This window comes from Citrobacter sp. CK202 (genome assembly GCF_030333225.1).
In the GTDB taxonomy this organism is placed as follows: domain Bacteria; phylum Pseudomonadota; class Gammaproteobacteria; order Enterobacterales; family Enterobacteriaceae; genus Citrobacter_B; species Citrobacter_B koseri.
Map to the genome: position 1 here is coordinate 382,544 of NZ_JAOWGI010000025.1, position 24,063 is coordinate 406,606.

Annotated in this window: 21 protein-coding genes; 2 read left to right on the forward strand and 19 right to left on the reverse strand. The window is 55.7% G+C overall.

What is annotated here, in order from left to right; translation table 11 throughout:
* Positions 1–10: 10 nt before the first annotated feature.
* The 5 genes from menH to OGX84_RS11370 all read right to left on the reverse strand — a co-directional run bounded on the left by menH (position 11) and on the right by OGX84_RS11370 (position 4,779).
* Positions 11–769 carry a 2-succinyl-6-hydroxy-2,4-cyclohexadiene-1-carboxylate synthase gene (gene menH / locus OGX84_RS11350; protein ID WP_114848249.1) on the reverse strand — a complete coding sequence of 253 codons (759 nt, stop codon included), beginning with the start codon at positions 767–769 and terminating at the stop codon, positions 11–13.
* A complete protein-coding gene (menD, locus tag OGX84_RS11355) occupies positions 766–2,436 on the reverse strand; it encodes a 2-succinyl-5-enolpyruvyl-6-hydroxy-3-cyclohexene-1-carboxylic-acid synthase (protein ID WP_130028618.1) in 1,671 nt (556 codons plus the stop codon). The genes menH and menD overlap by 4 nt, the downstream gene beginning before the upstream one ends.
* Before the next feature lie 128 nt (positions 2,437–2,564).
* Positions 2,565–3,863 carry an isochorismate synthase MenF gene (menF, locus tag OGX84_RS11360; RefSeq protein ID WP_199976240.1) on the reverse strand — a complete coding sequence of 433 codons (1,299 nt, stop codon included), beginning with the start codon at positions 3,861–3,863 and terminating at the stop codon, positions 2,565–2,567.
* A 95-nt stretch (positions 3,864–3,958) separates the two neighbouring features.
* The gene (elaB, locus tag OGX84_RS11365; RefSeq protein ID WP_012131505.1) at positions 3,959–4,264 is read right to left on the reverse strand and encodes a stress response protein ElaB; all 306 of its coding nucleotides are present in this window, start codon (positions 4,262–4,264) and stop codon (positions 3,959–3,961) included.
* Between the two features lie 53 nt (positions 4,265–4,317).
* The gene (locus OGX84_RS11370; protein WP_012131504.1) at positions 4,318–4,779 is read right to left on the reverse strand and encodes a GNAT family N-acetyltransferase; all 462 of its coding nucleotides are present in this window, start codon (positions 4,777–4,779) and stop codon (positions 4,318–4,320) included.
* 65 nt (positions 4,780–4,844) lie between these two features.
* On the opposite strand from OGX84_RS11370, the gene rbn reads away from it, so the two are divergent.
* Entirely contained in the window at positions 4,845–5,762 is a 918-nt protein-coding gene (rbn, locus tag OGX84_RS11375) for a ribonuclease BN (RefSeq protein ID WP_275165853.1), read from the forward strand.
* Between the two features lie 64 nt (positions 5,763–5,826).
* The gene (locus OGX84_RS11380; RefSeq protein ID WP_012131502.1) at positions 5,827–6,831 is read left to right on the forward strand and encodes a chemotaxis protein; all 1,005 of its coding nucleotides are present in this window, start codon (positions 5,827–5,829) and stop codon (positions 6,829–6,831) included.
* Between the two features lie 62 nt (positions 6,832–6,893).
* On the opposite strand, the gene nuoN is transcribed toward OGX84_RS11380, so the two are convergent.
* From nuoN to lrhA, 14 genes are all read right to left on the reverse strand, one after another.
* Positions 6,894–8,351 carry an NADH-quinone oxidoreductase subunit NuoN gene (nuoN, locus tag OGX84_RS11385; RefSeq protein WP_012131501.1) on the reverse strand — a complete coding sequence of 486 codons (1,458 nt, stop codon included), beginning with the start codon at positions 8,349–8,351 and terminating at the stop codon, positions 6,894–6,896.
* Between the two features lie 6 nt (positions 8,352–8,357).
* Positions 8,358–9,887 carry an NADH-quinone oxidoreductase subunit M gene (gene nuoM, locus OGX84_RS11390; RefSeq protein WP_012131500.1) on the reverse strand — a complete coding sequence of 510 codons (1,530 nt, stop codon included), beginning with the start codon at positions 9,885–9,887 and terminating at the stop codon, positions 8,358–8,360.
* A gap of 184 nt (positions 9,888–10,071) precedes the next feature.
* The gene (gene nuoL, locus OGX84_RS11395) at positions 10,072–11,913 is read right to left on the reverse strand and encodes an NADH-quinone oxidoreductase subunit L (protein WP_012131499.1); all 1,842 of its coding nucleotides are present in this window, start codon (positions 11,911–11,913) and stop codon (positions 10,072–10,074) included.
* Positions 11,910–12,212, reverse strand: coding sequence for an NADH-quinone oxidoreductase subunit NuoK (gene nuoK, locus OGX84_RS11400; RefSeq protein WP_000612644.1), 303 nt, complete (start codon positions 12,210–12,212; stop codon positions 11,910–11,912). The genes nuoL and nuoK overlap by 4 nt, the downstream gene beginning before the upstream one ends.
* Positions 12,209–12,763, reverse strand: coding sequence for an NADH-quinone oxidoreductase subunit J (gene nuoJ, locus OGX84_RS11405; protein WP_012131498.1), 555 nt, complete (start codon positions 12,761–12,763; stop codon positions 12,209–12,211). The genes nuoK and nuoJ overlap by 4 nt, the downstream gene beginning before the upstream one ends.
* A gap of 11 nt (positions 12,764–12,774) precedes the next feature.
* A complete protein-coding gene (gene nuoI, locus OGX84_RS11410; RefSeq protein ID WP_012131497.1) occupies positions 12,775–13,317 on the reverse strand; it encodes an NADH-quinone oxidoreductase subunit NuoI in 543 nt (180 codons plus the stop codon).
* 14 nt (positions 13,318–13,331) lie between these two features.
* A complete protein-coding gene (gene nuoH / locus OGX84_RS11415) occupies positions 13,332–14,309 on the reverse strand; it encodes an NADH-quinone oxidoreductase subunit NuoH (RefSeq protein WP_012131496.1) in 978 nt (325 codons plus the stop codon).
* A complete protein-coding gene (gene nuoG, locus OGX84_RS11420) occupies positions 14,306–17,032 on the reverse strand; it encodes an NADH-quinone oxidoreductase subunit NuoG (protein WP_112002097.1) in 2,727 nt (908 codons plus the stop codon). Before nuoG ends, nuoH begins: the two co-directional genes overlap by 4 nt.
* An 81-nt stretch (positions 17,033–17,113) precedes the next feature.
* On the reverse strand, positions 17,114–18,451 hold the full coding sequence (gene nuoF / locus OGX84_RS11425) for an NADH-quinone oxidoreductase subunit NuoF (protein WP_012131494.1): 1,338 nt from the start codon (positions 18,449–18,451) through the stop codon (positions 17,114–17,116).
* Positions 18,448–18,948: an NADH-quinone oxidoreductase subunit NuoE gene (gene nuoE, locus OGX84_RS11430; RefSeq protein WP_012131493.1), complete on the reverse strand. Its 501-nt coding sequence runs from the start codon at positions 18,946–18,948 to the stop codon at positions 18,448–18,450. The genes nuoF and nuoE overlap by 4 nt, the downstream gene beginning before the upstream one ends.
* 2 nt (positions 18,949–18,950) lie before the next feature.
* Positions 18,951–20,753 carry an NADH-quinone oxidoreductase subunit C/D gene (gene nuoC, locus OGX84_RS11435; protein ID WP_012131492.1) on the reverse strand — a complete coding sequence of 601 codons (1,803 nt, stop codon included), beginning with the start codon at positions 20,751–20,753 and terminating at the stop codon, positions 18,951–18,953.
* An 85-nt stretch (positions 20,754–20,838) separates the two neighbouring features.
* Complete coding sequence (nuoB, locus tag OGX84_RS11440) at positions 20,839–21,513, reverse strand: NADH-quinone oxidoreductase subunit NuoB (RefSeq protein WP_012131491.1); 675 nt, start codon at positions 21,511–21,513, stop codon at positions 20,839–20,841.
* 15 nt (positions 21,514–21,528) lie between these two features.
* Positions 21,529–21,972 carry an NADH-quinone oxidoreductase subunit NuoA gene (nuoA, locus tag OGX84_RS11445; protein ID WP_012131490.1) on the reverse strand — a complete coding sequence of 148 codons (444 nt, stop codon included), beginning with the start codon at positions 21,970–21,972 and terminating at the stop codon, positions 21,529–21,531.
* 628 nt (positions 21,973–22,600) lie between these two features.
* Positions 22,601–23,539 (reverse strand): transcriptional regulator LrhA, encoded by a 939-nt coding sequence (lrhA, locus tag OGX84_RS11450; RefSeq protein WP_012131489.1) that lies wholly within the window; start codon positions 23,537–23,539, stop codon positions 22,601–22,603.
* Between the last annotated feature and the right edge of the window lie 524 nt (positions 23,540–24,063).

The following is a 24,063-nucleotide window of genomic DNA, read 5'->3' on the forward strand; positions in this document are numbered from 1 at the left end:
TGTCCTTTAGTCAGAGACGCAGAATCTGAGCCAGACTGTCCACCACGCCTGCGGGGTTTTCCCGATGCGCGTTGTGTCCGGCGTTACGAATCATATGGCAAGGTACAGACAACTCCGCCGCCAGCGCGCGGAATTTGCTGTCGCGTTCACCACATAAATAATAAAACGGAAATGTGCGCGCATTTAGCCGCGCGCGTAAATCAGGCTGTACGGCAAGCGAGGTTGCCTCCAGCATCGCCGCCAGCGTTTCGCCATTGTTCTGGCTGCGCAGCGTGACTAATGCCTCTCTTTGCGAAGCATCCAGCGAAGCGAAAACCGGCTGCTGATACCAGTCAGTAAACACGTCGCGCAGCGGTTCACGGCGAAAGCGCGCCGCCCAACGACCGTCAGACAGTCGGCGCGCGTCACGCTCGGCCTCGCGTTGCAGTCCCGGGTGGCCGCCTTCAACCACCAGCCCGCAAAGACCCGGCAGAGTCTGGCACGCCGCCATCATCGCCACTCTGCCGCCGAGCGAGTAGCCGACCAGCCAGTATTTAAGTATGTTGTAACTAAATAATGTGTTACGCAATAAGTCGCACACATCAGCAAAGCCGCTGACACGAATATCGGCAGAATCGCCGTGACCAGGCAAGTCGATATACAGGCGCGAAAAGTCGGGAAACTGCTCACCGATCTGCTGCCATTCCCGGCAATCACCGGAAAATCCATGCAGAAAAACCAGCCAGGGAGACCCCGGCTGACCACCGTTCGCCTGCGCGCGCAGGATCATAGATGGCTCACCTGCGCCAGCAGCTGTTGCAGGGTTTGCGCCCCGTCGGTATCGTTCACGACCAGCTCAATCACCGTGGTTGTCGGCGTTCGCCAGGCGCCAGCCAGCGCCGCATCCAGCTCATCCCAGCTTTGCGGGCGGTGATATTTGAGGTTAAACATGGCCGCCGCGTGTTCAAAGTGGACGTTTTGCGGCATCAGGTAAAACCGCTCGCGCTCGCTCTGCGGCGTCGGCAGCAGAGAGAAAATTTGCCCGCCGTTGTTATTCACCACAATCAGCACAAACGGCGCGGACACCTGGCGCAATAGCGCCAGTGCGTTGAGATCGTAGAGCGCAGACAGATCGCCGACGATAGCCAGCGTCGATTTCGCGCTGGCGCGCTGAACGCCCGCCGCCGTCGAGAGCAAACCATCAATACCGCTGGCTCCCCGGTTGCTGTACACAGGGTAGCCCGCCGGTAGCTGCGACAGCGCGTCAATCAGGCGCACCACCAGGCTGTTGCCGACAAACAGTTGCCCTTGTTCCGGCAGATAGTCGCGAATGCGGTGCGCCAGTTGCGCTTCGCCGAACATATCGCGACGCGCGACAACCGCCTGCCACGCCTGCTCTGCCAGGCGCGGGATATCGACGCACCAGGGATGGCGTTTCTCCGCCGGATGCAGCTCCAGCCAGTCGGCGATTTTCGCCACCAGCCTGCGTCCGCGATGATGCGCCGGGTCCAGGCGACCTTCGATATTATCAATAATCCAGTACTCTTCCGGCTCGCAGGCGGCCTGCCATTGCAGCAGGCGCTTTCCGGTCAGGCTGCTGCCGAGTTGTACCACAATTTGCGCCTGCTGAAGCTCAGTGACGGCCTTCGCATTGCCCAGCCAGAGATCGGCGCACGGCAGCGGCTGCCCGGTTTGCGACAGCACGTCGCCAATCAGCGGCCAGCCCAGCGTCTGCGCCCAAAGCGCGACTTTCTTGCCCTCTTCCGCGCTCATGCGCCCGGCCACCACTACGCCGCGTTTTTGCCGCCAGAAGAACCAGTCGCGCTGTTTGTCACTTTCCAGCCGACGCGCTTCGCGCAGCCAGGGTTTGTCATCCTGCCACCAGTCGCCAAGGCTCTGCTGCCAGGCAAGCCCCGTGTCGTCCATATCGCCATACAGCGGTTCCGCAAACGGGCAGTTGATGTGTACCGCGCCGGCATGCAGCGTCGCCAGGACGTTATCAAGGGTGGAGACCAGCCAGCGCGCGGAAATATCCTGCGTCGGGCGCGGCAAAGAGAGCGTTTGAGAAGGATGAGAAGCGAACATCCCGGCCTGACGAATCGCCTGATTCGCGCCGCAGTCAATCAGTTCCGGCGGACGGTCCGCAGTCAATAAAATCAGTTTTTCACCGGTAAGCCCCGCTTCAATCAGCGCCGGATAGAGATTTGCCACCGCCGTACCGGAAGTAACAATAACGGCAACGGGCTGCTTACTGACTTTCGCCAGCCCTAATGCCAGATGACCAAGACCACGCTCATCAAAGTGCGTGTGATGAATAAAGGCTGAATTTTCCGCTGCCGCCAGGGTTAAAGGCGTAGAGCGGGAGCCAGGGGCAATGCAAACATGCCTGACGCCGTGGCGAGTGAGTGCTTCCAGAATGACCGCCGCCCAGCGTCGGTTAAATGCGCTTACTGACATGAGATTGTCCGGTATCAATATTGCGACTCAGTATAAGGATCAGAAAAAATGGATTATTGATATGAGTCGGGAATATACACAAAATCATTCAGCAGACCGCCTGAAGGATGAGGTGTATGTGCGACTCATTAGCTTTCCATCTGTAATAACGTGCGTAGCCCGGCTGCTTTGTTGTCGATCTCTTGCCATTCCTGTTCCGGGTCAGACCCGCGCACAATGCCTGCCCCGGCATACAGACGAACAACGTTCGCCGCGACTTTCGCCGAGCGCAGCGTCACGCAGAATTCGCTTTGCTGTAAAGACAGATAACCCGCCGACCCGGCATACCACTCACGTTCAAACGGTTCATGTTGCTGAATAAACGCGCGCGCCCGTTCACGCGGAATCCCCGCGACGGCTGCCGTGGGCTGTAGCTGTAGCAAACAGAGCGTGTCGTCAGCCTGATTGAGCGCCGTCCAGATACAGCGGCGCAGATGCTGTACTTTGCGTAATCTGAGCACCTGCGGCGGCAAAACATCGAGCGAGTGGGTGCAGCTTTGCAGGCGCTGACAAATATCTTCCACCACCAGCATGTTTTCACGCTGGTTTTTATCATCCTTCATCAACCATTCGCCCAGTTGCCAGGCCTGATGGTCGTCGGGATGATTCGCCACCGTGCCGGCCAGCGCCTCGGTGCGCAATGCCGTTTCACGTCGCCGCCAAAGGCGTTCCGGCGACGAGCCAAGAAAGGCGCTTCCGGCGGAGAACGCCATAAAAAAATGGTAGCAGTTAAGGTTTAAACGGCGACTGGATGCCATCACGGCGGCGGCATTCACCGAATGGGAAAACTGCAAATCCGTCGCCCGCGCCAGCACCACTTTGTCGAGATCGTCTTCAGCGATAGTCTGCGTGGCAAGCTGAATCAGGCTGGTCCAGCCCGCTTTATCCGGCCAGTGCTGCTCGCCCGTCAGGTGCAGGCGCAGCGCCGGAATCGGCTTCACGCCCCTTAATGAAGAGAGAAACGCGATCGCCCGCCCGGCGTCTTCACGCAGTGAAACCGGGCTGTAGAGATACAGCCGCAGCGTTGCCACTGCGCCAGCGCGTCGCCATTCAAGACGCGGCAGCAGCAAATGCCCCTGCTGCGGTTCAAACGCATTCAGTCCCCAGATACGCAAATCGGATTGTGATTCATGCTGGCGGAGAAAGTGTTGCGCCTGTTCGAGAGAGGGGAACGTTTCAACGGCGCCAAGCACCGCGGCTTCTTCATCGCCGTTACGCTGTTGCCAGTAAAATTGCGGCCAGATGGCCTGACTGGCCAGCCAGCTTAATGCGTCAAACGCATCATTCAGAGGGAAAGGCACATCAACAATACGCATTCCTGGCGCCGCCGGTATCTCCTGCGATAACTGGCGCCGCAGATTTTCCAGCGCAGTAGTGATTGAATGCACGCGGACCTCTCCCTGTTAAAAACCTCACATTATACGGGGTACAGCGGAGAAAAAGCAGTACCCCCGTTTAGGGAGGAAATGCGATCCCGGTTACATTACCGCCGCGCCAGCAGTAATCCCAGCACCAGGCCGACCGCCGCGCCTGCGCCAATCCCTTGCCAGGGTTTTTCATGCACGTAATCATCCGCTTTATAAACCGCCTGTTTTGCGCGGTAATAGTAGCTGTCAGACGCATGGCTGACGCGATTTTTTACCTCTTCAAGCGCCCGTTCTGCGCGTGCTTTTAACTCAACATATTTTTGATCGGCAGGATCGCCGGAGGAACGCAGCACCTCTTCCAGCGTTTCGCTCAGAAGTTCCAGGTCGTCATCAATACGTGAACCATAAGAATGAAAAGACATTATATTCTCCCTTTCGATTAACGTTCCCACTAACTATAGACAAAACCGGAACATCACACCTGGCTAACCTCGCGCGCCATACCCATGTGCGGGATACCGTCTTCGTCATAAACGTCCGTCACCGGAACAAAGCCGAATCGCGCATAGAAGGATTGCAGATGCGCCTGCGCGCCGAGGTAAAGCGCCTTCTCCGGCCAGTGTTGCTCACAGGATGCCAGAGTCTGCGCCATAAGCTGTTGCCCCAGTTTTTCGCCGCGCAGCGCTTCGCTGACGATCACGCGCCCAATCACCACCGGCTCCAGTTCGTCGTCGCTTTTCAGAATCCTCGCATACGCTACCAGCTCATCGTTATGCCAGCCCAGGATATGACGGTTCTCCCCCACCAGGTCATCGCCGTCCACATCCAGATACGGACACCGTTGTTCAACCACAAATACCGCGCAGCGCAATTTCAGTAACGCATAGAGTTGCGGGACGGATAATTCAGAATGATGCAGGTCTTGCCAGTGAATCATGGTGCGCTCCTTTTACGTATTCGCTTTATACTAGCCAGAATATTTTTTAAACGTGTAATGAAATAATGGAATTAATTTTTTTAGGTACTTCTGCCGGCGTTCCTACCCGCACGCGTAATGTCACGGCCATATTACTGAATTTACAGCACCCGACGCAGGCGGGGCTATGGTTATTCGACTGCGGTGAAGGCACCCAGCACCAGATGCTCAACACCGCGTTTAACCCAGGTAAGCTCGATCGCATTTTCATCAGCCATCTGCATGGCGATCACCTTTTCGGTTTGCCCGGTCTGCTGTGCAGCCGTTCGATGGCGGGAAACGCACAGCCGCTGACGATTTACGGCCCCAAAGGCATTCGCGAGTTCACCGAAACCGCATTGCGCCTTAGCGGCTCCTGGACTGATTATCCGCTAGAGATCGTTGAAATTACCGCCGGCGAAATTCTGGACGACGGCCTGCGCAAAGTAACCGCCTTTGCGCTTGAGCATCCACTCGAATGCTATGGCTATCGGATTGAAGAGCATGACAAGCCCGGCGCGCTGGATGCCAGTGCGCTAAAAGCGGCAGGCGTGAAGCCCGGCCCGCTGTTTCAGGATCTGAAAGCGGGTAAAACCGTCACCCTGAACGATGGTCGCGTTATTAACGGCGCCGATTTTCTCGCACCAGCCACGCCCGGGAAATCGGTGGCGATATTTGGCGACACCGCGCCATGCGCGTCGGCCATCACACTGGCAAAAGGCGTGGACGTAATGGTACACGAAGCAACGCTGGATACCTCAATGGAAGAAAAAGCCAACAGCCGTGGGCACAGCTCCACCAGGCAGGCCGCGCAGCTGGCGCACAATGCCGAGGTAGGCCAGCTCATCATTACTCACGTCAGCTCGCGTTACGACGACAGAGGCAGTCAACGCCTGCTGGCAGAATGTCAGGCGATCTTCCCCGCAACTGCGCTGGCTCACGATTTCGCCGTTTTCACGGTTTAACGCTCCATTTTTCTTCCTCAGTGCCGATAACAGAGAAAAGGCTGGCTTTCATATTGAGGATGCGATGGATAATTTCCAGAAAGATATTGATGACAGGGCTAACTTAACCCTGTCTAACCGCTTTGAACTGCTGTTATTCCGTCTCGGCACATCGCTGCATGAGCAGAAATCGGAGCTATTTGGCATCAACGTATTCAAACTGCGCGAAATTGTGCCAATGCCCACATTTACGCGCCCTGCCGGAATGAAAGCCCCGCTTTTAGGTATGGTCAACATCCGCGATCAGGTGATCCCGGTCATCGACCTGCCCGCCGTGGCCGGGTGTAAACCGGAGAATGGGCTTAACATCCTGCTGATCACCGAATATGCGCGCAGCGTACAGGCATTTGCGGTGGAGTCCGTCGAGAATATTATGCGTCTGGACTGGCAGCAGGTGCATACCGCCGAGAAAGCGGTTAACGGCCGCTATATCACCAGCATTGCCTGTCTGGATGAAGACAAAGAGACCAACAACCTGGCGCTGGTACTCGACGTAGAGCAAATTCTCTATGATATCGTGCCGTCAAATCACGACTTGCGCGCCACCAATTTGAAAACCAGCAAGTTCAACATCACGCCGGGGGCGGTGGCGATTGTGGCAGAAGATTCTAAAGTTGCCCGCGCCATGCTGGAGAAAGGGCTGAATGCGATGGAGATCCCGCATCAGATGCACGTCACCGGTCAGGATGCCTGGGAGAAAATCCAGCAACTGGCGAAAGAAGCGGAGGCGGAAGGCAAACCGATTAGCGAGAAAATCGCTCTGGTGCTAACCGACCTCGAAATGCCGGAGATGGACGGTTTCACCCTGACGCGTAAGATCAAAACCGACGAGCGCCTGAAGAAGATTCCGGTGGTGATCCACTCTTCCCTTTCCGGCAGCGCCAACGAAGATCATGTGCGTAAAGTTAAAGCGGATGGTTATGTCGCGAAGTTTGAAGTCAACGAACTGTCGTCGGTGATTCAGGAAGTAATGGAACGCGCCGCGCAAAACGTCAGCGGGCCGCTGGTCAGCCGTCAGTTGCTGAGTTAACGTCCTGACGTTCAGGGCATAAAAAAACCCGCCGCAGCGGGTTTTTTCGTTTCTGCTTTCGCTTACATCAGCGGCGTAGCTAACTGCACGATGCTAATCAGCGGTTGCGGGTAGATACCCAGCACCAGAACCAGCAGCGCGGAGATCAGAACCACAATACCGCCCGCGCTGTACTGCCAGTTAGACGGCGCATCGCGGTTAAGCTGCTGCGGCGCGCTCAGATAGAGGCTTACCGCAACACGCAGGTAGTAGTAGAGACCAATCGCGGAACCGACCACCACCGCGGCAACCAGCCACCACAGGCTGGCCTGTACACCGACCGCCAGGACGTAGAATTTGCCGATAAAGCCCAGCGTCATCGGGATACCCGCCAGAGAGAGCATCATCACGGTCATCACCGCCGCGAGGATCGGACGATGCCAGAACAGACCACGGTAGGAGAACAGCGAATCGGCATCCGGGCCACGGAACGGGCTGGACATCAGGCTGACCACGCCGAACGCGCCGAGGCTGCTGAACAGATAACCGGCCAGATAAACGCCAACGGCTTCCATCGACATCTCGCCGCTTTGCAGGGCGATCAACGCCACCAGCAGATAGCCGAGGTGAGAAATAGAGGAGTAACCGAGCAGACGCTTAATGTTGGTCTGGCTCAGCGCCATCAGGTTACCGAAGATGATGGAGGCAAAGGCAATCACGCCCAGCACGATACGTACCGCTTCGCTGTCACCTACCGGCGCGTACAGGAACAGACGCATCACCACGCCGAAGATAGCGATTTTGCTCGCCGTCGCCAGGAAGGTGGAAACCGGCGCAGGCGCGCCCTGGTATACGTCTGGCGTCCACAGGTGGAACGGCACCAGCGAGAGTTTAAAGCCGAGACCAACAATCATCAGACCGAAGCCCGCCAGCAGCAGCGGTTCGTGCAGCATGCCGTCGCCGAGGCTCTTACCGAGCGCGACAAACGACAGGTTGCCAGACTGCGCGTACACCAGCGCCATACCGAACAGCAGGAAGGAAGACGCTGCGGCAGACAGAATGGTGTATTTGATACTGGCTTCCAGCGAGCGTTTCTGACGGAAGGCGTAACCAATCAGGCCAAACAGCGGCAGAGAGATCAGCTCAATACCGAGGAACAGCGCCGCCAGGTGGTTGGCGTTCGCCAGCAGAATACCGCCCAATGCGGCAATCAGCACCAGCAGGTAGAACTCTTCCTGGTTATCGTTATAGCCTTCAAGCCACGGATAGGCAAAGGTACAGGTGGCAAGACTCGCCAGCAGAACCAGCCCGGTGTAAAGCATGGCGAAACCGTCAACGCGCATCAGCGGGGTGACGTCCATCGCGCCCGCCTGGCCAACAAACCAGAGCGAAACCAGCGCGGCGTTAAGCCCAATGACCGACAGCGTGGCATTGAGGAAGTGATTGCGTCGCCACGCAATGGAGAGCATCACAACCACCACCGTCAAGCCGACGATCAGCAGCGGTAGCAGCGCAATCAGGTGTTGTGGAGTTATTGTCATGGCGATTTACGGCCTTGTAGTAGTAACGGAATTAACAAACCACTGCTGGATGTTGCTCATCGCAGAATGCGAGGTATCCAGAATCGGCTGCGGATAGAAGCCAAGCAGTACCAGAAGCACGACCAGCAACAGGATGATAAACAGCTCTCGCAGCGACATCCCTGGCATGTCCTGGCTGGCAATCTGGCTCTTCGCTTTACCGAAGTAAGCGCGATGCAGCATCGCCAGCGAGTAAACGGAAGCAAACACCAGACCAAAGGTTGAGATCACGGTAATGACCGGAACCACCTGGTAGCTACCGAACAGAATCATAAATTCGCCAACGAAGTTACCGGTGCCCGGCATACCGAGCGTCGCCACCGCGAAGAACATCGACAGCGCAGGCAACCATTTAATTTTGCTCCACAGACCGCCCATCATACGCATATCACGCGTATGCAGACGTTCGTACAGCTGACCACACAGGATGAACAGACCCGCTGCCGACAGACCGTGCGCAATCATCTGGATTACAGCGCCCTGGTACGCCAGCTGGCTGCCGGTGTAGATAGCAATCAGTACGAAGCCCATGTGCGAAACGGAAGTGTACGCAATCAGACGTTTAATGTCGTACTGGGTGAAGGCCATCCACGCGCCGTAGAAGATGCCAATCACACCCAGCCACATCGCAATCGGCGCAAACTCGGCGGAGGCGTTCGGGAACAGCGGCAGCGAGAAGCGCAGCAGACCGTAAGCCGCCGTTTTCAGCAAAATACCGGCGAGGTCAACGGAACCTGCGGTCGGCGCCTGGGAGTGCGCGTCTGGCAGCCAGCCGTGTAGCGGAACCACCGGCATTTTCACCGCAAACGCGATGAAAAAGCCCAGCATCAGCAGGTATTCCACCCCGTGCGACATCGGCGTTTTCAGCAGGTCTTCGTAGTTGAAGGTCCAGACGCCGGTCGCATTGTGGTGTACAAACACCAGCGCCAGGATGGCAATCAACATCACCAGACCGCTCGCCTGGGTATAGATGAAGAACTTGGTAGCCGCCGTGATACGCGTTTTACCGTCAGAGGCTTTGTGCCCCCACAGCGCGATCAGGAAGTACATCGGCACCAGCATCATTTCCCAGAAGAAGAAGAACAGGAACATGTCGATGGCAAGGAACACGCCGATAACGCCGCCCAGAATCCACATCAGGTTCAGGTGGAAGAAGCCCTGATATTTTTCGATTTCATTCCAGGAGCAGAGTACCGCCAGAACTCCCAGCAGACCGGTCAGCACCACCATCAGCAGCGACAAACCGTCGATAGCCAGATGGATAGAGATGCCGAAGCGCGGGATCCACGGCAGAATGAACTCAGACTGCCACTGCGGAATGCCAGCGGCTTGCGTCAGTGAATAGCCGCCCTGCAACCACAGTTGCAGGCCAAGCGCCAGCGTCAGTCCCATGGTGATCAGCGCAATCCAGCGCGGCACCTTCACGCCGAAGCGTTCGGTCTGCCAGCACAGAAAGCCACCGATAAAGGGAATTAATATTAGCCAGGGTAGTAACATGGCGATCTTTATTCCTTGTTAAAGTCCCATCAGGACCTGATTTTCAACGAATTCTCACAACAGAAAATTCACTTCGGATTGCGGCCTTTTTTGCCCGGTGGCGCTAACGCTTACCGGGCCTACAGATTCCCGTAGGTCGGATAAGCGCCAGCGCCATCCGACATCAACCCCACAATCCTCAAACTCAACGCAGTACCATCAACAGCGCCAGCACAACGACCGCACCGATGCTCATGGATGCCACATACCAGCGCAGATATCCGTTCTCGCTGAGCAGCAGGCCTTTACCTGCAAAGCGGGAAAGGATAGCCGGAACGTTCATCAACGCATTGAGCGGGTCGCGTTTCAGCAGCCAGGCGACGCCGAGGAACGGCTTCACGAACACTTTGTCGTACAGCCAGTCGAAGCCCCAGGCGTTATACCACCAGGTGCCCAGCAGACGGCCCGGCGCACTGTTGGCGACAGAAGTCACCAGAGTACGTTTACCCAGCCACAGCCATGCGGCAATCAGGATGCCGACAATCGCAACCACGCCGGAGGCAATTTCCAGGGTCATCACGCGGCTATGCTCAAGCTCGGTCGTCTGCGGCAGCACACCCTGCAACGGCGGCACAATCAGCGCGCCAACAAAGGTGGACAGTACCATCAGCACAATCAGCGGCAGGTGATGCGTAATCCCCTTCCCTGCATGAGCGTGAATTTGTTCTTTACCGTGGAACACGATGAAAATCATACGGAAGGTGTACAAGGAGGTCATGAACGCACCGACCAGACCTGCAACCATCAGATTGATATGACCATTCGCCATCGCGCCAGCCAGAATCTCATCCTTACTGAAGAAGCCGGCGGTAATCAGCGGCAGAGCCGACAGCGCCGCGCCACCCACCAGGAAGCAGAGATACACCAGCGGAATGGATTTACGCAGACCGCCCATCTTGAAGATGTTCTGTTCGTGGTGGCAGGCCAGAATCACCGAGCCGGACGCCAGGAACAGCAGCGCTTTAAAGAAGGCGTGCGTCATCAGGTGGAAAATCGCCGCATCCCACGCCTGGACGCCCAGCGCCAGGAACATGTAGCCAATCTGGCTCATGGTGGAGTAAGCGAGAACACGTTTGATGTCGGTCTGCACCAACGCGGCGAAACCGGCCAGCACCAGCGTAATCGCCCCAACGATCCCCACCAGATGCAGCACTTCCGGCGTCATCAGGAACAGGCCGTGGGTACGGGCAATCAGGTAAACACCGGCGGTAACCATCGTCGCGGCGTGGATCAGCGCGGAGACAGGCGTCGGGCCCGCCATCGCGTCTGCAAGCCAGGTCTGCAACGGCAGCTGCGCAGATTTACCTACCGCACCGCCCAGCAGCATCAGCGTCGCCCACATCAGCATGTTGTTGCCGTCGGCGAAGTGCGCTGGCGCCAGTTCCACCATTTCGCGGAAGTTCAGGGTGCCCAGTTCGTTGTACAGAATGAACAGCGCAAACGCGAGGAACACGTCGCCCACACGGGTCACAACAAACGCTTTCATTGCCGCTGCGCCATTCTTCGGATCGGTGTAGTAGAAACCGATCAGCAGATAGGAGCACAGACCCACGCCTTCCCAGCCGAGGTACATCAACAGCAGGTTATCGGACAGCACCAGAATAACCATGCTGGCGATAAACAGGTTGGTGTAGGCGAAGAAGCGGGAGTATCCCTCTTCACCGCGCATATACCAGGAGGCGAACATGTGGATCAGGAAACCCACGCCGGTCACTACCGAGAGCATGGTCAGCGACAGGCCGTCCAGCACCAGGTTGAAACCGATGTTGAAATCACCCACCGACATCCACGTCCACAGCGGCTGGCTGAACGCCTGCTTGCCGTTAGCGAAGAAGTCAACGCCGACAAACGCCGTCACCAGCGCCGCCAGGCCAATGGAGCCGACGCCCACAGTCGCGGAGAGGTTTTCCGACCAGCGACCGCGAGAGAACGCCAGTAATACAAAGCCAATCAATGGCAGAATAATGGTTAAGGCAAGCATGTTCATCCACGCATCTCACTTACTGAATCGATGTTCAGGTTCTGGCGACGGCGATGAAGTTGCAGTAACAGCGCCAGGCCAATACTCGCCTCCGCAGCCGCAAGGCTGATGGCGAGAATGTACATCACCTGACCATCCGTCTGGCCCCAGTAGCTCCCGGCGACCACGAAGGCCAGCGCGGAGGCGTTAATCATGATTTCCAGCCCAATCAGCATAAACAGCAGATTGCGGCGGATAACCAGACCGGTTAAGCCCAGCACGAATAAAATCGCCGCGAGGATCAGTCCATGTTGTAAGGGGATCATGCGTGCTCCTCCGTTTTTCTTTTCGCGCTGTCACCAGGACGGTTGCTCAGCACTTCGCCCACACGCTCTTCGCGACCGACGTGGAAGGCGACAACCAGACCGGCCAGCAGCAGCATAGAGGCCAGTTCGACCGCCAGAACGTAAGGCCCAAACAGCGAGATACCGACCGCTTTGGCGCTAATTGGCGTACCGTCGATACCCTGGTCGTTGACGCCCAGAATGGCGTACACGATCACCACCAGCATGATGGCCGACAAAATCGCCGGGCCAATCCACACCTGCGGTTTCAGCCACTGGCGTTCCTGTTCGATTTCCGAACCGCCGAGGTTGAGCATCATGACCACGAACACGAACAGCACCATGATGGCGCCCGCATAAACGATAATTTCCAGCGCACCGGCAAAGTAAGCACCCAGCGAGAAAAACACCCCGGAAATCGCCAACAGCGAAATAATCAGATACAGCAGCGCGTGTACCGGATTGGTATGGGTGATGACTCGCAAGGTTGCGAGAATGGCGATCAGGCCACAGATATAAAAAGCGAACTCCATTGCCCCTCTCCTTACGGTAACAGGCTCTTGACGTCGATAGGCTTGGCTTCGTTCTCTGCTTCGCCCTTATCTTTGCCGTCGATTGCCATACCTGCCATCCGGTAGAAGTTATATTCCGGGTATTTGCCCGGACCGGAGATCAGCAGATCCTCTTTCTCATAAACCAGGTCCTGGCGCTTGTACTCACCCATTTCAAAATCGGGGGTGAGCTGAATGGCCGTCGTCGGACAGGCTTCTTCGCACAGGCCGCAGAAAATGCAGCGTGAGAAGTTGATACGGAAAAACTCAGGATACCAGCGACCATCTTTCATCTCTGCTTTTTGCAGCGAGATACAGCCTACCGGGCAGGCTACCGCACACAGGTTACAGGCAACGCAACGCTCCTCGCCGTCCGGGTCGCGCGTCAGCACGATACGGCCACGGTAACGAGGCGGTAGATAGACCGGCTCTTCCGGGTACATCTGCGTTTCGCGTTTCGCGAACGCATGCAGGCCGATCATCCAGATACTGCGTACCTGGGTGCCGAAGCCTACTAACAATTCTTTTAAGGTCATGGTCTTTGTGCCCCTTATTGCGCCTGCCAGAGAATGACAGCCGCCGTTACCAGCAAGTTGATGAGCGTCAACGGCAGGCAGACTTTCCAGCCGAAGGACATTACCTGGTCATAACGAGGACGCGGTAACGACGCACGAATCAAAATGAACATCATCATAAAGAACGCGGTTTTCAGCGCGAACCAGATGAATGGCGGTAAGAACGGGCCATGCCAGCCACCGAAGAACAGCGTCACCATCAGCGCGGAGATAGTAACGATACCGATGTATTCCCCCACGAAGAACAGACCGAATTTCATACCGGAATATTCAATGTGGTAACCATCGGCCAGTTCCTGTTCGGCTTCCGGCTGGTCAAACGGATGACGGTGACACACCGCCACGCCCGCGATGGCAAAGGTGACAAAACCAAAGAACTGCGGAATAACGTTCCAGATATCAGCCTGGTTGTTGACGATGTCGGTCATATTAAATGAACCGGCCTGCGCCACCACGCCCATCAGGGAAAGCCCGAGGAACACTTCGTAGCTGAGCGTCTGTGCTGATGCACGCATCGCCCCCAGCAGCGAGTATTTGTTGTTGCTCGACCAACCGGCGAACAGCACCGCATACACCGCCAGACCCGCCATCATCAGGAAGAACAGAATCCCGATGTTCAGGTCAGCGACAACCCAGGTCGGGCTAACCGGAACGATAGCGAACGCCAGCAGCAGCGAGGTAAAAGCGATCATCGGCGCCAGGGTAAAGATGACGCGATCCGAGAATTTCGGGATCCAGTCCTCTTTAAAGAACATTTTGATCATGTCCGCGACCAGCTGGAGCGAACCGCCCCAGCCAACGCGGTTTGGCCCATAACGGTTCTGGAACAGACCCAGCAGACGACGTTCGCCAAAGCTCATGAATGCCCCGCAGGTGACCACCACCAGCAGGATCACCACCGCTTTGAGAATGCTCAGCAGGATCTCGATCAGATCCGGTGTAATCCAACTCATTGTTGCGCCTCCTGCAGATTCTCAAGACGACTGCCCGCCAGAACCGGCGCGATGCCAGGCATACCCATCGGCAATCCGACCTGCCCTGCCGTTAAGCCTTCAGCGATTTCAACCGGCAGCGTTACCGTATTGCCGTCGTAGCTGAAGGAAACGCGCGTTCCCGCATTCACGCCCAACTTCGCGGCATCAGCCGGGTTGAGTTTGATGTACGGTTGCGGCATACGGCTCTGGAAGACCGGAGAGCGCTGCGACATTTCGTCACTGCCAAACAGGTGATAGTACGGCGCGATACGCCACTGACCATCCTGTGCCTGGAAGCTGGCCGGAACGGTAGTGAAGTAATCAAGACCGTTTTCAGATGCTTCAATCAAACGCACGCCCGGATCGCCATGACGCAGTTTGCCGCCCACTTCATCCTGGAACTTGTTCCACGCCTGTGGGGAGTTCCAGCCTGGCGCCCAGGCAAACGGAATCTGCGAACGCGGCGCGCCCGGCTGGTTGTTCCCTTCCATTGAGAAGGCGAACATGGTGTCTTTATCCTGCGGCTGACGCGGCTCGTGAACGCTGATGTTAGCGCGCATCGCGGTACGACCGCTGTAACGGTGCGGCTCACGCGCCAGTTTCTGCCCGCGAATGCGGAAGGTCGCGTCCGGCGCGGCATCTTTAATGCCCGCCAGTTGCGGCATTGCGGCGATCGCGGCGTCAATAACGTGGTCCAGTTGCGTCCAGTCCACCTCGCGGTTCTGCACGGTGCTGTGCAGCGAGTGCAGCCAGCGCCAGCTTTCCAGCATCACGGTGTTGCTGTCGTAATAGGCCGGGTCATAAACCTGGAAGAAACGCTGCGCGCGGCCTTCGTTGTTGATGACCGTACCGTCGCTTTCCGCAAAACTTGCGGCGGAGAGCACCAGATGCGCATTCTCCATAATTGCCGTGCGCTGATGGTCAACCACCATCACCAGCGGCGCTTTTGCCAGCGCGGCATTTACGCGAACGGCGCTTGCATGACGGTGCAGATCGTTTTCCAGCACCACGACAGCGTCGGCACGACCGGTTTCCAGTTCGGTCAACGCGTCATCCAGCGAACCGCCGCCCATCATGCCCAGCCCCATGCTGTTGACCGAGCGGGCAATCATGGTGATGCCGACATCCGAACCACGGCCTTTCAGCGCTTTCGCCACGTTGGCGGCCGCCTGAATCACTTCCGCGCTACCGGCGTTGGTGCCGGAGATAATCAGTGGTTTCTTCGCACCTGCCAGCGCCTGAACGATGACGTCGATTTTGTTCTGCAAATCGCTGCTGATGCCGTCGACCACCGGTGCGCTGTCGTCCAGCGCATGAGCGATGGCAAAGCCTAAACGCGCCTGATCTTCCACCGGCGCACGGTAAGTCCATGCCGCGATGTCGTCCAGACGGGTGTTGTCAACGTTGGTCACAAACAGCGGATGCTTAGCGCGCTGGCCGATATTGAGGATGGCCGCAATCTGCCAGTCGGCCACTTTCTGGGCCGCCGCCATTTCACGTGCTTTGCCTTTCACCGCCTGGCGAACCGCCAGCGCAACGCGCGCGCCGGTCTGGGTAATATCTTCGCCCAGCACCAGTACCGCATCGTAAGATTCGATGTCACGCAGCGCCGGAGTATGAATGCCGCCTTCGCGCAGCACTTTCAGCGCCAGTTGCAGACGTTCCTGCTCGCCCTGAGCGATACCGGTATAGAAGTTATCCGCGCCCACCAGTTCACGCAGCGCGAAGTTGCTCTCAACGCTGGCGCGCGGAGAACCGATGCCGATCACTTTCTTCGACTGACGCAGAATATCCGCCGCGCCCTGCATCGCCTGTTCGGCGTTGAGGGTGATCAGGTCATCGCCACGACGCTGAATCGGCTGACGAGGCCTGTCTTTCAGGTTCACATAACCATAACCGAAACGACCACGGTCGCAGAGGAAGTAGTGGTTAACGGTCCCGTTGTAACGGTTCTCGATACGACGCAGTTCGCCGTAGCGCTCGCCCGGGCTGGTGTTACAACCGATGGAGCACTGCTGGCAGATGCTTGGCGCAAACTGCATGTCCCACTTACGGTTATAACGCTCGGAGTGCGTTTTGTCGGTGAATACGCCGGTCGGGCAGATTTCTACCAGGTTGCCGGAGAATTCGCTTTCAAGCGTACCGTCTTCAGGACGACCGAAGTAGACGTTGTCATGCGCGCCATATACGCCCAGATCCGCGCCGTCTGCGTAGTCTTTGTAGTAACGCACGCAGCGGTAGCAGGCGATGCAGCGGTTCATTTCGTGAGAGATGAACGGCCCCAAATCCTGGTTGCGGTGAGTACGCTTAGTGAAACGGTAACGACGGAAGTTGTGGCCCGTCATCACGGTCATATCCTGAAGGTGGCAGTTACCGCCCTCTTCACAGACCGGACAATCGTGTGGGTGGTTGGTCATTAACCATTCCACCACGCTTTCGCGGAACTGTTTCGCTTCTTCGTCATCAATAGAAATAAAGGTGCCGTCGGTGGCAGGCGTCATACAAGACATCACCAGGCGACCACGCGTATCTTCCGCGTTTTGATATTGCTTCACCGCACACTGGCGGCAAGCACCGACGCTACCCAGCGCCGGGTGCCAGCAAAAGTACGGAATATCAAGGCCGAGGGACAGACATGCCTGTAGCAGGTTGTCTGCGCCGTTGACCTCATATTCTTTGCCGTCTACATGAATCGTAGCCATAGTCAGCATGCTTCCAGTTGGCTTAGTCAGGGACTAAGCGTTAATCGAATGACTTATCGCGATGCAGGGGTAAGCCCGCAATTACCAGCGCTCTTTCAGCAGGTTCGGCTGTATACCACCAATCACATGGGTATTGCTGAACGGCTGCTTGATGCCAGCTTCGAATTCTTCGCGGAAATATTTAATGGCGCTCTGCAACGGTTCGACCGCGCCTGGCGCATGCGCACAGAAGGTTTTACCCGGCCCGAGGAAACGACACAGTTGCTCAAGTGTCTCGATATCCCCAGGCTGGCCTTCGCCGCGTTCCAGCGCACGCAGAATTTTTACACTCCACGGCAGACCGTCGCGGCACGGCGTACACCAGCCGCACGATTCACGCGCAAAAAACTCTTCCAGGTTACGCACCAGCGACACCATGCCAATTTCGTGGTCAACGGCCATCGCCAGCGCCGTACCCAGACGGCTGCCCGCTTTACCGATGCTTTCAAATTCCATCGGCAGGTCGAGGTGCGCTTCGGTCAGGAAGTCAGTTCCCGCGCCGCCTGGCTGCCAGGCTTTGAATTTCAGGCCATCGCGCATGCCACCGGCGTAATCTTCGAGGATCTCACGCGCGGTAGTGCCGAACGGCAGTTCCCACAGTCCCGGATTTTTCACGCGACCGGAGAAGCCCATCAGCTTGGTGCCCGCATCTTTGCTCTTCGAAATGTTCTGATACCACTCCACGCCGTTCGCGAGGATCGCCGGGACGTTACACAGCGTTTCCACGTTGTTGACGCAGGTCGGCTTGCCCCATACGCCGGAGCTTGCCGGGAACGGCGGCTTAGAGCGCGGGTTGGCGCGACGACCTTCGAGGGAGTTAATCAGCGCGGTTTCTTCACCGCAGATGTAACGCCCTGCCCCGGTGTGGACAAACAGTTCGAAGTCGAAACCGGTGCCCATGATGTTTTTGCCGAGCAGACCGGCTTCGGTCGCTTCCGCGATTGCGCGGCGCAGATGCACAGCCGCTTCGATGTATTCGCCACGCAGGAAGATGTAGCCACGGTACGCTTTCAGGGCAAAGGCGGAGATCAACATACCTTCCACCAGCAGGTGCGGCAGTTGCTCCATCAGCAGACGGTCTTTATAGGTGCCCGGCTCCATTTCATCGGCGTTACACAGCAGGTAACGGATGTTCATGGATTCATCTTTCGGCATCAGGCTCCACTTCAGACCGGTGGAGAAGCCCGCGCCGCCGCGCCCTTTCAGGCCAGCGTCTTTCACCTGATTGACGATCTCGTCAGGAGACAGCCCGGTCAGCGCTTTACGCGCGCCTTCGTAGCCGTTTTTACTACGGTATTCGTCCAGCCATACCGGCTGCTTGTCATCGCGCAGACGCCAGGTCAGCGGATGCGTTTCGGGAGTACGGATAACGTTTTTCATTTATACCGCTCCAGTAGTTCGGGAATGGCTTCCGGGGTCAGATGGCTGTGAGTATCCTCATCAATCATCATGTTCGGCCCTTTGTCGCAGTTCCCCAGGCAACAGGTCGGCAGCAGCGTAAAGCGACCGTCAAAGGTCGTCTGCCCCGGCTTGATATTGAGTTTTTTCTCCAGCGCGGCCTGGATCCCCTGATAACCGGTGATATGGCACACCACGCTGTCACAGTAGCGGATCACATGGCGACCGACCGGCTGGCGGAAGATCTGGCTGTAGAATGTAGCGACGCCTTCGACATCGCTCGCCGGAATACCCAGCACGTCGGCGATCGCGTAGATCGCGCCATCCGGCACCCAGCCACGCTGCTTCTGTACGATTTTCAGCGCTTCAATGGACGCCGCACGCGGGTCTTCGTAGTGGTGCTTCTCGTGCTCAATGGCTTCACGCTCTGCCGCACTCAGCTCAAAAGCCTCGGTTTGTGGTTGTTGATTCTCGTGCATAATTAGCGGTCCACATCTGACATAACAAAATCGATACTACCTAAATGAACGATCAGGTCAGACACCAGGCTGCCGCGCACCGCCACCGGAATCTGCTGCAAATGCGCATAGCTCGGGGTACGGATACGAGTACGGTAACTCATGGTGCTGCCATCGCTGGTCAGGTAGTAACTGTTAATACCCTTGGTCGCCTCTACCATCTGGAAGGATTCATTCGCAGGCATGACCGGGCCCCACGACACTTGCAGGAAGTGGGTGATCAGGGTTTCGATATGTTGCAGCGTGCGCTCTTTCGGCGGCGGCGTCGTCAGCGGGTGATCCGCTTTGAACGGGCCTTCCGGCATGTTATTGAGGCACTGCTCAAGGATGCGCAGACTCTGACGCAGCTCTTCGACTTTCAGCATCACGCGGGTATAGCAGTCGGACACGCCGCCGCCAACCGGGATTTCAAAGTCAAAGTTCTCGTAGCCAGAGTACGGACGTGATTTACGCACGTCGAAATCAATACCGGTCGCACGCAGCGCGGCGCCTGTACAGCCCCAGTCCAGCGCTTCTTTCTTGCCGTAAGCGGCAACGCCCTGAGAACGCCCTTTCAGGATGGTGTTGCGCAGCGCCGCTTTCTCGTAGGAGTCCAGACGCTTCGGCATCCAGTCCAGGAAATCACGCAGCAGGCGATCCCAGCCGCGCGGCAGGTCGTGCGCGACGCCGCCGATACGGAACCAGGCCGGGTGCATACGGAAACCGGTGATCGCTTCCACCACATCGTAAATTTTCTGACGGTCGGTAAAGGCGAAGAAGACCGGGGTCATCGCGCCGACGTCCTGAATAAACGTCGAGATGTACAGCAGGTGGCTGTTAATGCGGAACAGTTCGGAGAGCATAACGCGAATCACGTTTACGCGATCCGGTACGGTGATACCCGCCAGTTTCTCTACCGCCAGTACGTACGGCATTTCGTTGACGCAGCCGCCGAGGTATTCGATACGGTCGGTATACGGAATGTAGCTGTGCCAGGACTGGCGTTCGCCCATTTTCTCAGCGCCACGGTGGTGGTAGCCGATGTCAGGCACGCAGTCGACAATTTCTTCGCCGTCAAGCTGAAGTACGATACGGAATGCGCCGTGTGAGGACGGGTGGTTCGGACCGAGGTTGAGGAACATAAAGTCCTCGTTTTCGGTGCCGCGTTGCATCCCCCAGTCTTCCGGTTTGAAGGTCAGCGCTTCCATCTCCAGATCCTGCTTGGCTTTGGTCAGCTCAAACGGATCGAATTCGGTGGCGCGCGCCGGGTAGTCTTTACGCAGCGGATGCCCTTCCCAGGTCGGCGGCATCAGCAGACGCGTCAGGTGCGGGTGGCCGTCAAACGTGATGCCAAACATCTCCCAGGTTTCACGCTCGTACCAGTTGGCGTTCGGGAAGAGTTTGGTAAACGTCGGCACATGCAGGTCGTTTTCAGACAATGCCACCTTGAGCATGATGTCGCGATTGCGGTCTATTGAGATCAGGTGGTAGAAAACGGAAAAATCCGCAGCGGGTAATCCGTCGCGGTGCGTGCGCAGACGCTCGTCCATGCCGTGTAAGTCAAACAGCATGACGTAAGGTTTCGGCAGTTTCTTTAAGAAATCGCCAACTTCCAGTAATTGTTCACGCTTGACCCAAACAACGGGTACCCCGGTGCGGGTCGCCTGAACGGTAAAGGCATCCGGCCCAAAACGGTTGCGCAGTTCGCCAATGACCGGGTCATCCAGATGATCCCGGGTTTGCCATACAGCGTCTTGCGCGGTTAAGTCGGTCATATTGTTCACCATTGCAAATGGTCCGTGGTAGTCGGCAGTGCTTCGCGTTATTTATGTAGTGATAAGCGAAGTGAAGTCTGCTGCCGACAGGCGCAAATTAAATCTCGTCTGGTGTACGTAGATTCGTTACTGCAATGCGTTCGCCGCGTTTACGTTCGCGCTCTGACTGCATATTGGCGCGATAAACGCCCTGATCGCCAACCACCCAGGAGAGCGGACGACGTTCTTTGCCAATAGATTCCTGCAACAACATCAGCGCCTGCATGTACGCTTCAGGGCGCGGCGGGCAGCCCGGGATATACACATCTACCGGGATAAATTTATCAACGCCCTGCACAACCGAATAAATATCGTACATACCGCCAGAGTTAGCGCATGCCCCCATGGAAATCACCCACTTCGGCTCCAGCATCTGGTCATACAAACGCTGAATGACAGGCGCCATCTTGGTAAAGCATGTTCCCGCTACCACCATCAGGTCGGCCTGACGCGGCGAAGCACGCAGTACTTCCGCGCCGAAGCGCGCCACGTCATGCACGGCGGTAAAAGAGGTCACCATCTCGACATAGCAGCAGGAAAGGCCGAAGTTATACGGCCAAATTGAATTCTTACGACCCCAGTTAACCATGTCATGCAGCGCATGTTCGAGCTTGCCCATGTACACGCTTTTGTTGATTTCTTGCTCCAGGGGGTCGGTTACGATCTCCTGTTTTTGCAGGGGGTAACGGTCATTCTCACCGTTGGGATCTATGCGGGTGAGCGTATAATCCATCTTAATGCCTCGCGGTTAGCGTTGACGATTAGCGATACTGTTCGTTTCCGGGTTCATACGCTCGCGGCGTGAACGCGCGGGCGTCCAGTCCAGCGCGCCAATACGCACCAGATAAACCAGACCAGCCAGTAACACAAAAATAAAAATTGCAGCTTCCACAAAGCCTACCCAACCGCTTTCACGGATAGAGGTCGACCATGCGAACAGATACAGCGCTTCAACGTCGAAGATAACGAAGAACATGGCTACCAGGTAAAACTTGGCAGACAGGCGTAAGCGGGCGGAGCCGACCGAGTCGATACCTGATTCAAACGGGGTGTTTTTCGACCTCGCGCGTGCGCGACCGCCTAAAAACCAACCGCCGACGAGCATCAGGCAGCACAGGCCAATGGCAATAATAAGAAAGATAGCGAATGCCCAGTGATGAGCGATGATTTCAGTGGATGTTGACATACTCATTGCTTACTCATCAAAAGTAGCGCCAAATTCTCTGCTCTTTTCGGCAGATGAACGCCACATCGATTCATGGGGAGGAATAAAAAAAACCTTACAATCACTGTAGAAAATGATTAAACAGCTAATTGATGTGGTTTTTTACTCCTTTCTATAACCTTTTGTCAACTTTAACAAAAGTTTCCTCACATTAATTTACATCGACCCAACACCATTAACATTTAATGCCATTTTGACTGATTTCGATCGCATCACCAGCCCGAATTTAATGTTGTTGAATCGTGTCCGTTGTGAAGTAAATGAGATAATACACTCCTATTTTGACAGGATTTTACGCAGATGCCTCCCCCTAAATGGGAGTATTTTCTTGATCTGTGACACGCTTTTGTTAATCCGCCATAAAAAACAGCAACAATTTCTCTAGTTTTTTAACATGGAAACAAAACCAGACCGTCAGTGCCTATTTTTCATCCAAATTAACAGGTTAATGACTACTTACTGATTTTTTAGGCTTTTTCCCGCATTTACGTCCGAAACGCCGGTAAATTGTATAAAAAAAGAACCGCTGGATGTTTTTTCAGCATCAGCGGCCCTTTTTTACACTTACATTTTATAACGTTTTTTTTGTGACTGGCTACTCAAAGTCACCTTCAACCATCAGCGAATCGTCTCCTCCTTCGGGAGTAAACTGACTGTATTGCCAGGGGTTTTGGTAACTGTCCATCGCCTGATAGATAACCTGCGCCAGTTCGTTCTGGCCTGATGGATCGCGACACAGTAAGTATTCCGTGTCTGGCAACGGCGGTAATCCATCCGCAGCGCCGAGCACGCGTAAATCCGGGCTCATCATCTCAACCGGTCGCGCGGTGATTCCCAGTCCGGCTTTTACGGCCGCGCGTACCGCCGCTAACGTTGAGGCCACATAGGCAAGGCGCCAGGGAATATTCGCCGCATTCAACGTCGCTAATACGATATCGCGGAACGGGCTGGGATCGTCTAACAACACCAGCGGGATCGGTTCCCCCTTCTGTAACACATATTCCGCCGCGCAATACCAGTGTGTCGGCGATGTGCGCAGGTTCAGGAACTCGAAAGATCCCGGACGGTGCGTAGTGACAATCAAATCCACTTCCTGCGATTTCAGCATATCCACCATAAAGGCGTTACGTTTCACCCTCACATCCAGAGCAAGCTTCGGGTAAACCGAACTGATCCGATTGAGCAAGAAAGGCAATATCGTATCGGCGGATTCATCAGAAGCGCCAATTGTTAATACGCCCTGAAGATTGCTAAACATCAATGATGAGCACGCCTCATCATTAAAGCGCAGGATTTTTCTGGCGTAACCCAGAAGCTGAATACCGTGTTCAGTCAACAGCTTGTTACGACCATGACGGGCGAACAACTCCTTACCCACAAGCTGCTCAAGACGCTGCATTTGCTGGCTCACCGCAGACTGAGTACGACATACCGCCGCCGCCGCAGCGGCGAACGTGTTCAGATCGGCAACAGCAACAAACGTTCTCAGCAGATCGAGGTCGAGGTTAATTATCGGACGATTTGCATTTATCATAATTTTTCACTTACTGGCGGGTCATACCATGCTGACCTGGTTAATGCTGTGTGTTCATAAACAAACAATTCCATTTGTAATGTGCTTCCCTCGCCGTTTCACTTGCGTAACCAAGTGAAAGTAAAAATGTATTTGGTGCTGCTAACAACCTCTTCTCCTTTCTTTTCGAATAATCCCAGAGGTCATTACCAGGGATATATCGAGGAGAAGACGCATACCTTTTTAGGTAACAACGGAATTCTGCTAAGGATAAACGTGTAATTTTGTAAATGTAAAAGAAGTTAACGGACATTTACCGACACAAAAAAAGCCTACTGAGCAACAAGTTAGTTATAGATGCTCGTCATAAAAATTAGCAGACAACGCAGACTGCGCACCATTTCCTGGGGCTTATCTTAACCCAAAACCACTATATTTATAAGCCTTAATACGAATAATCTGAAGCGTGATTATGTTATCTTAACTAAGAAAATTATGTATTATTAATCTCACCAGCAAGTGCTTTTTAAATATTAAATAATAAT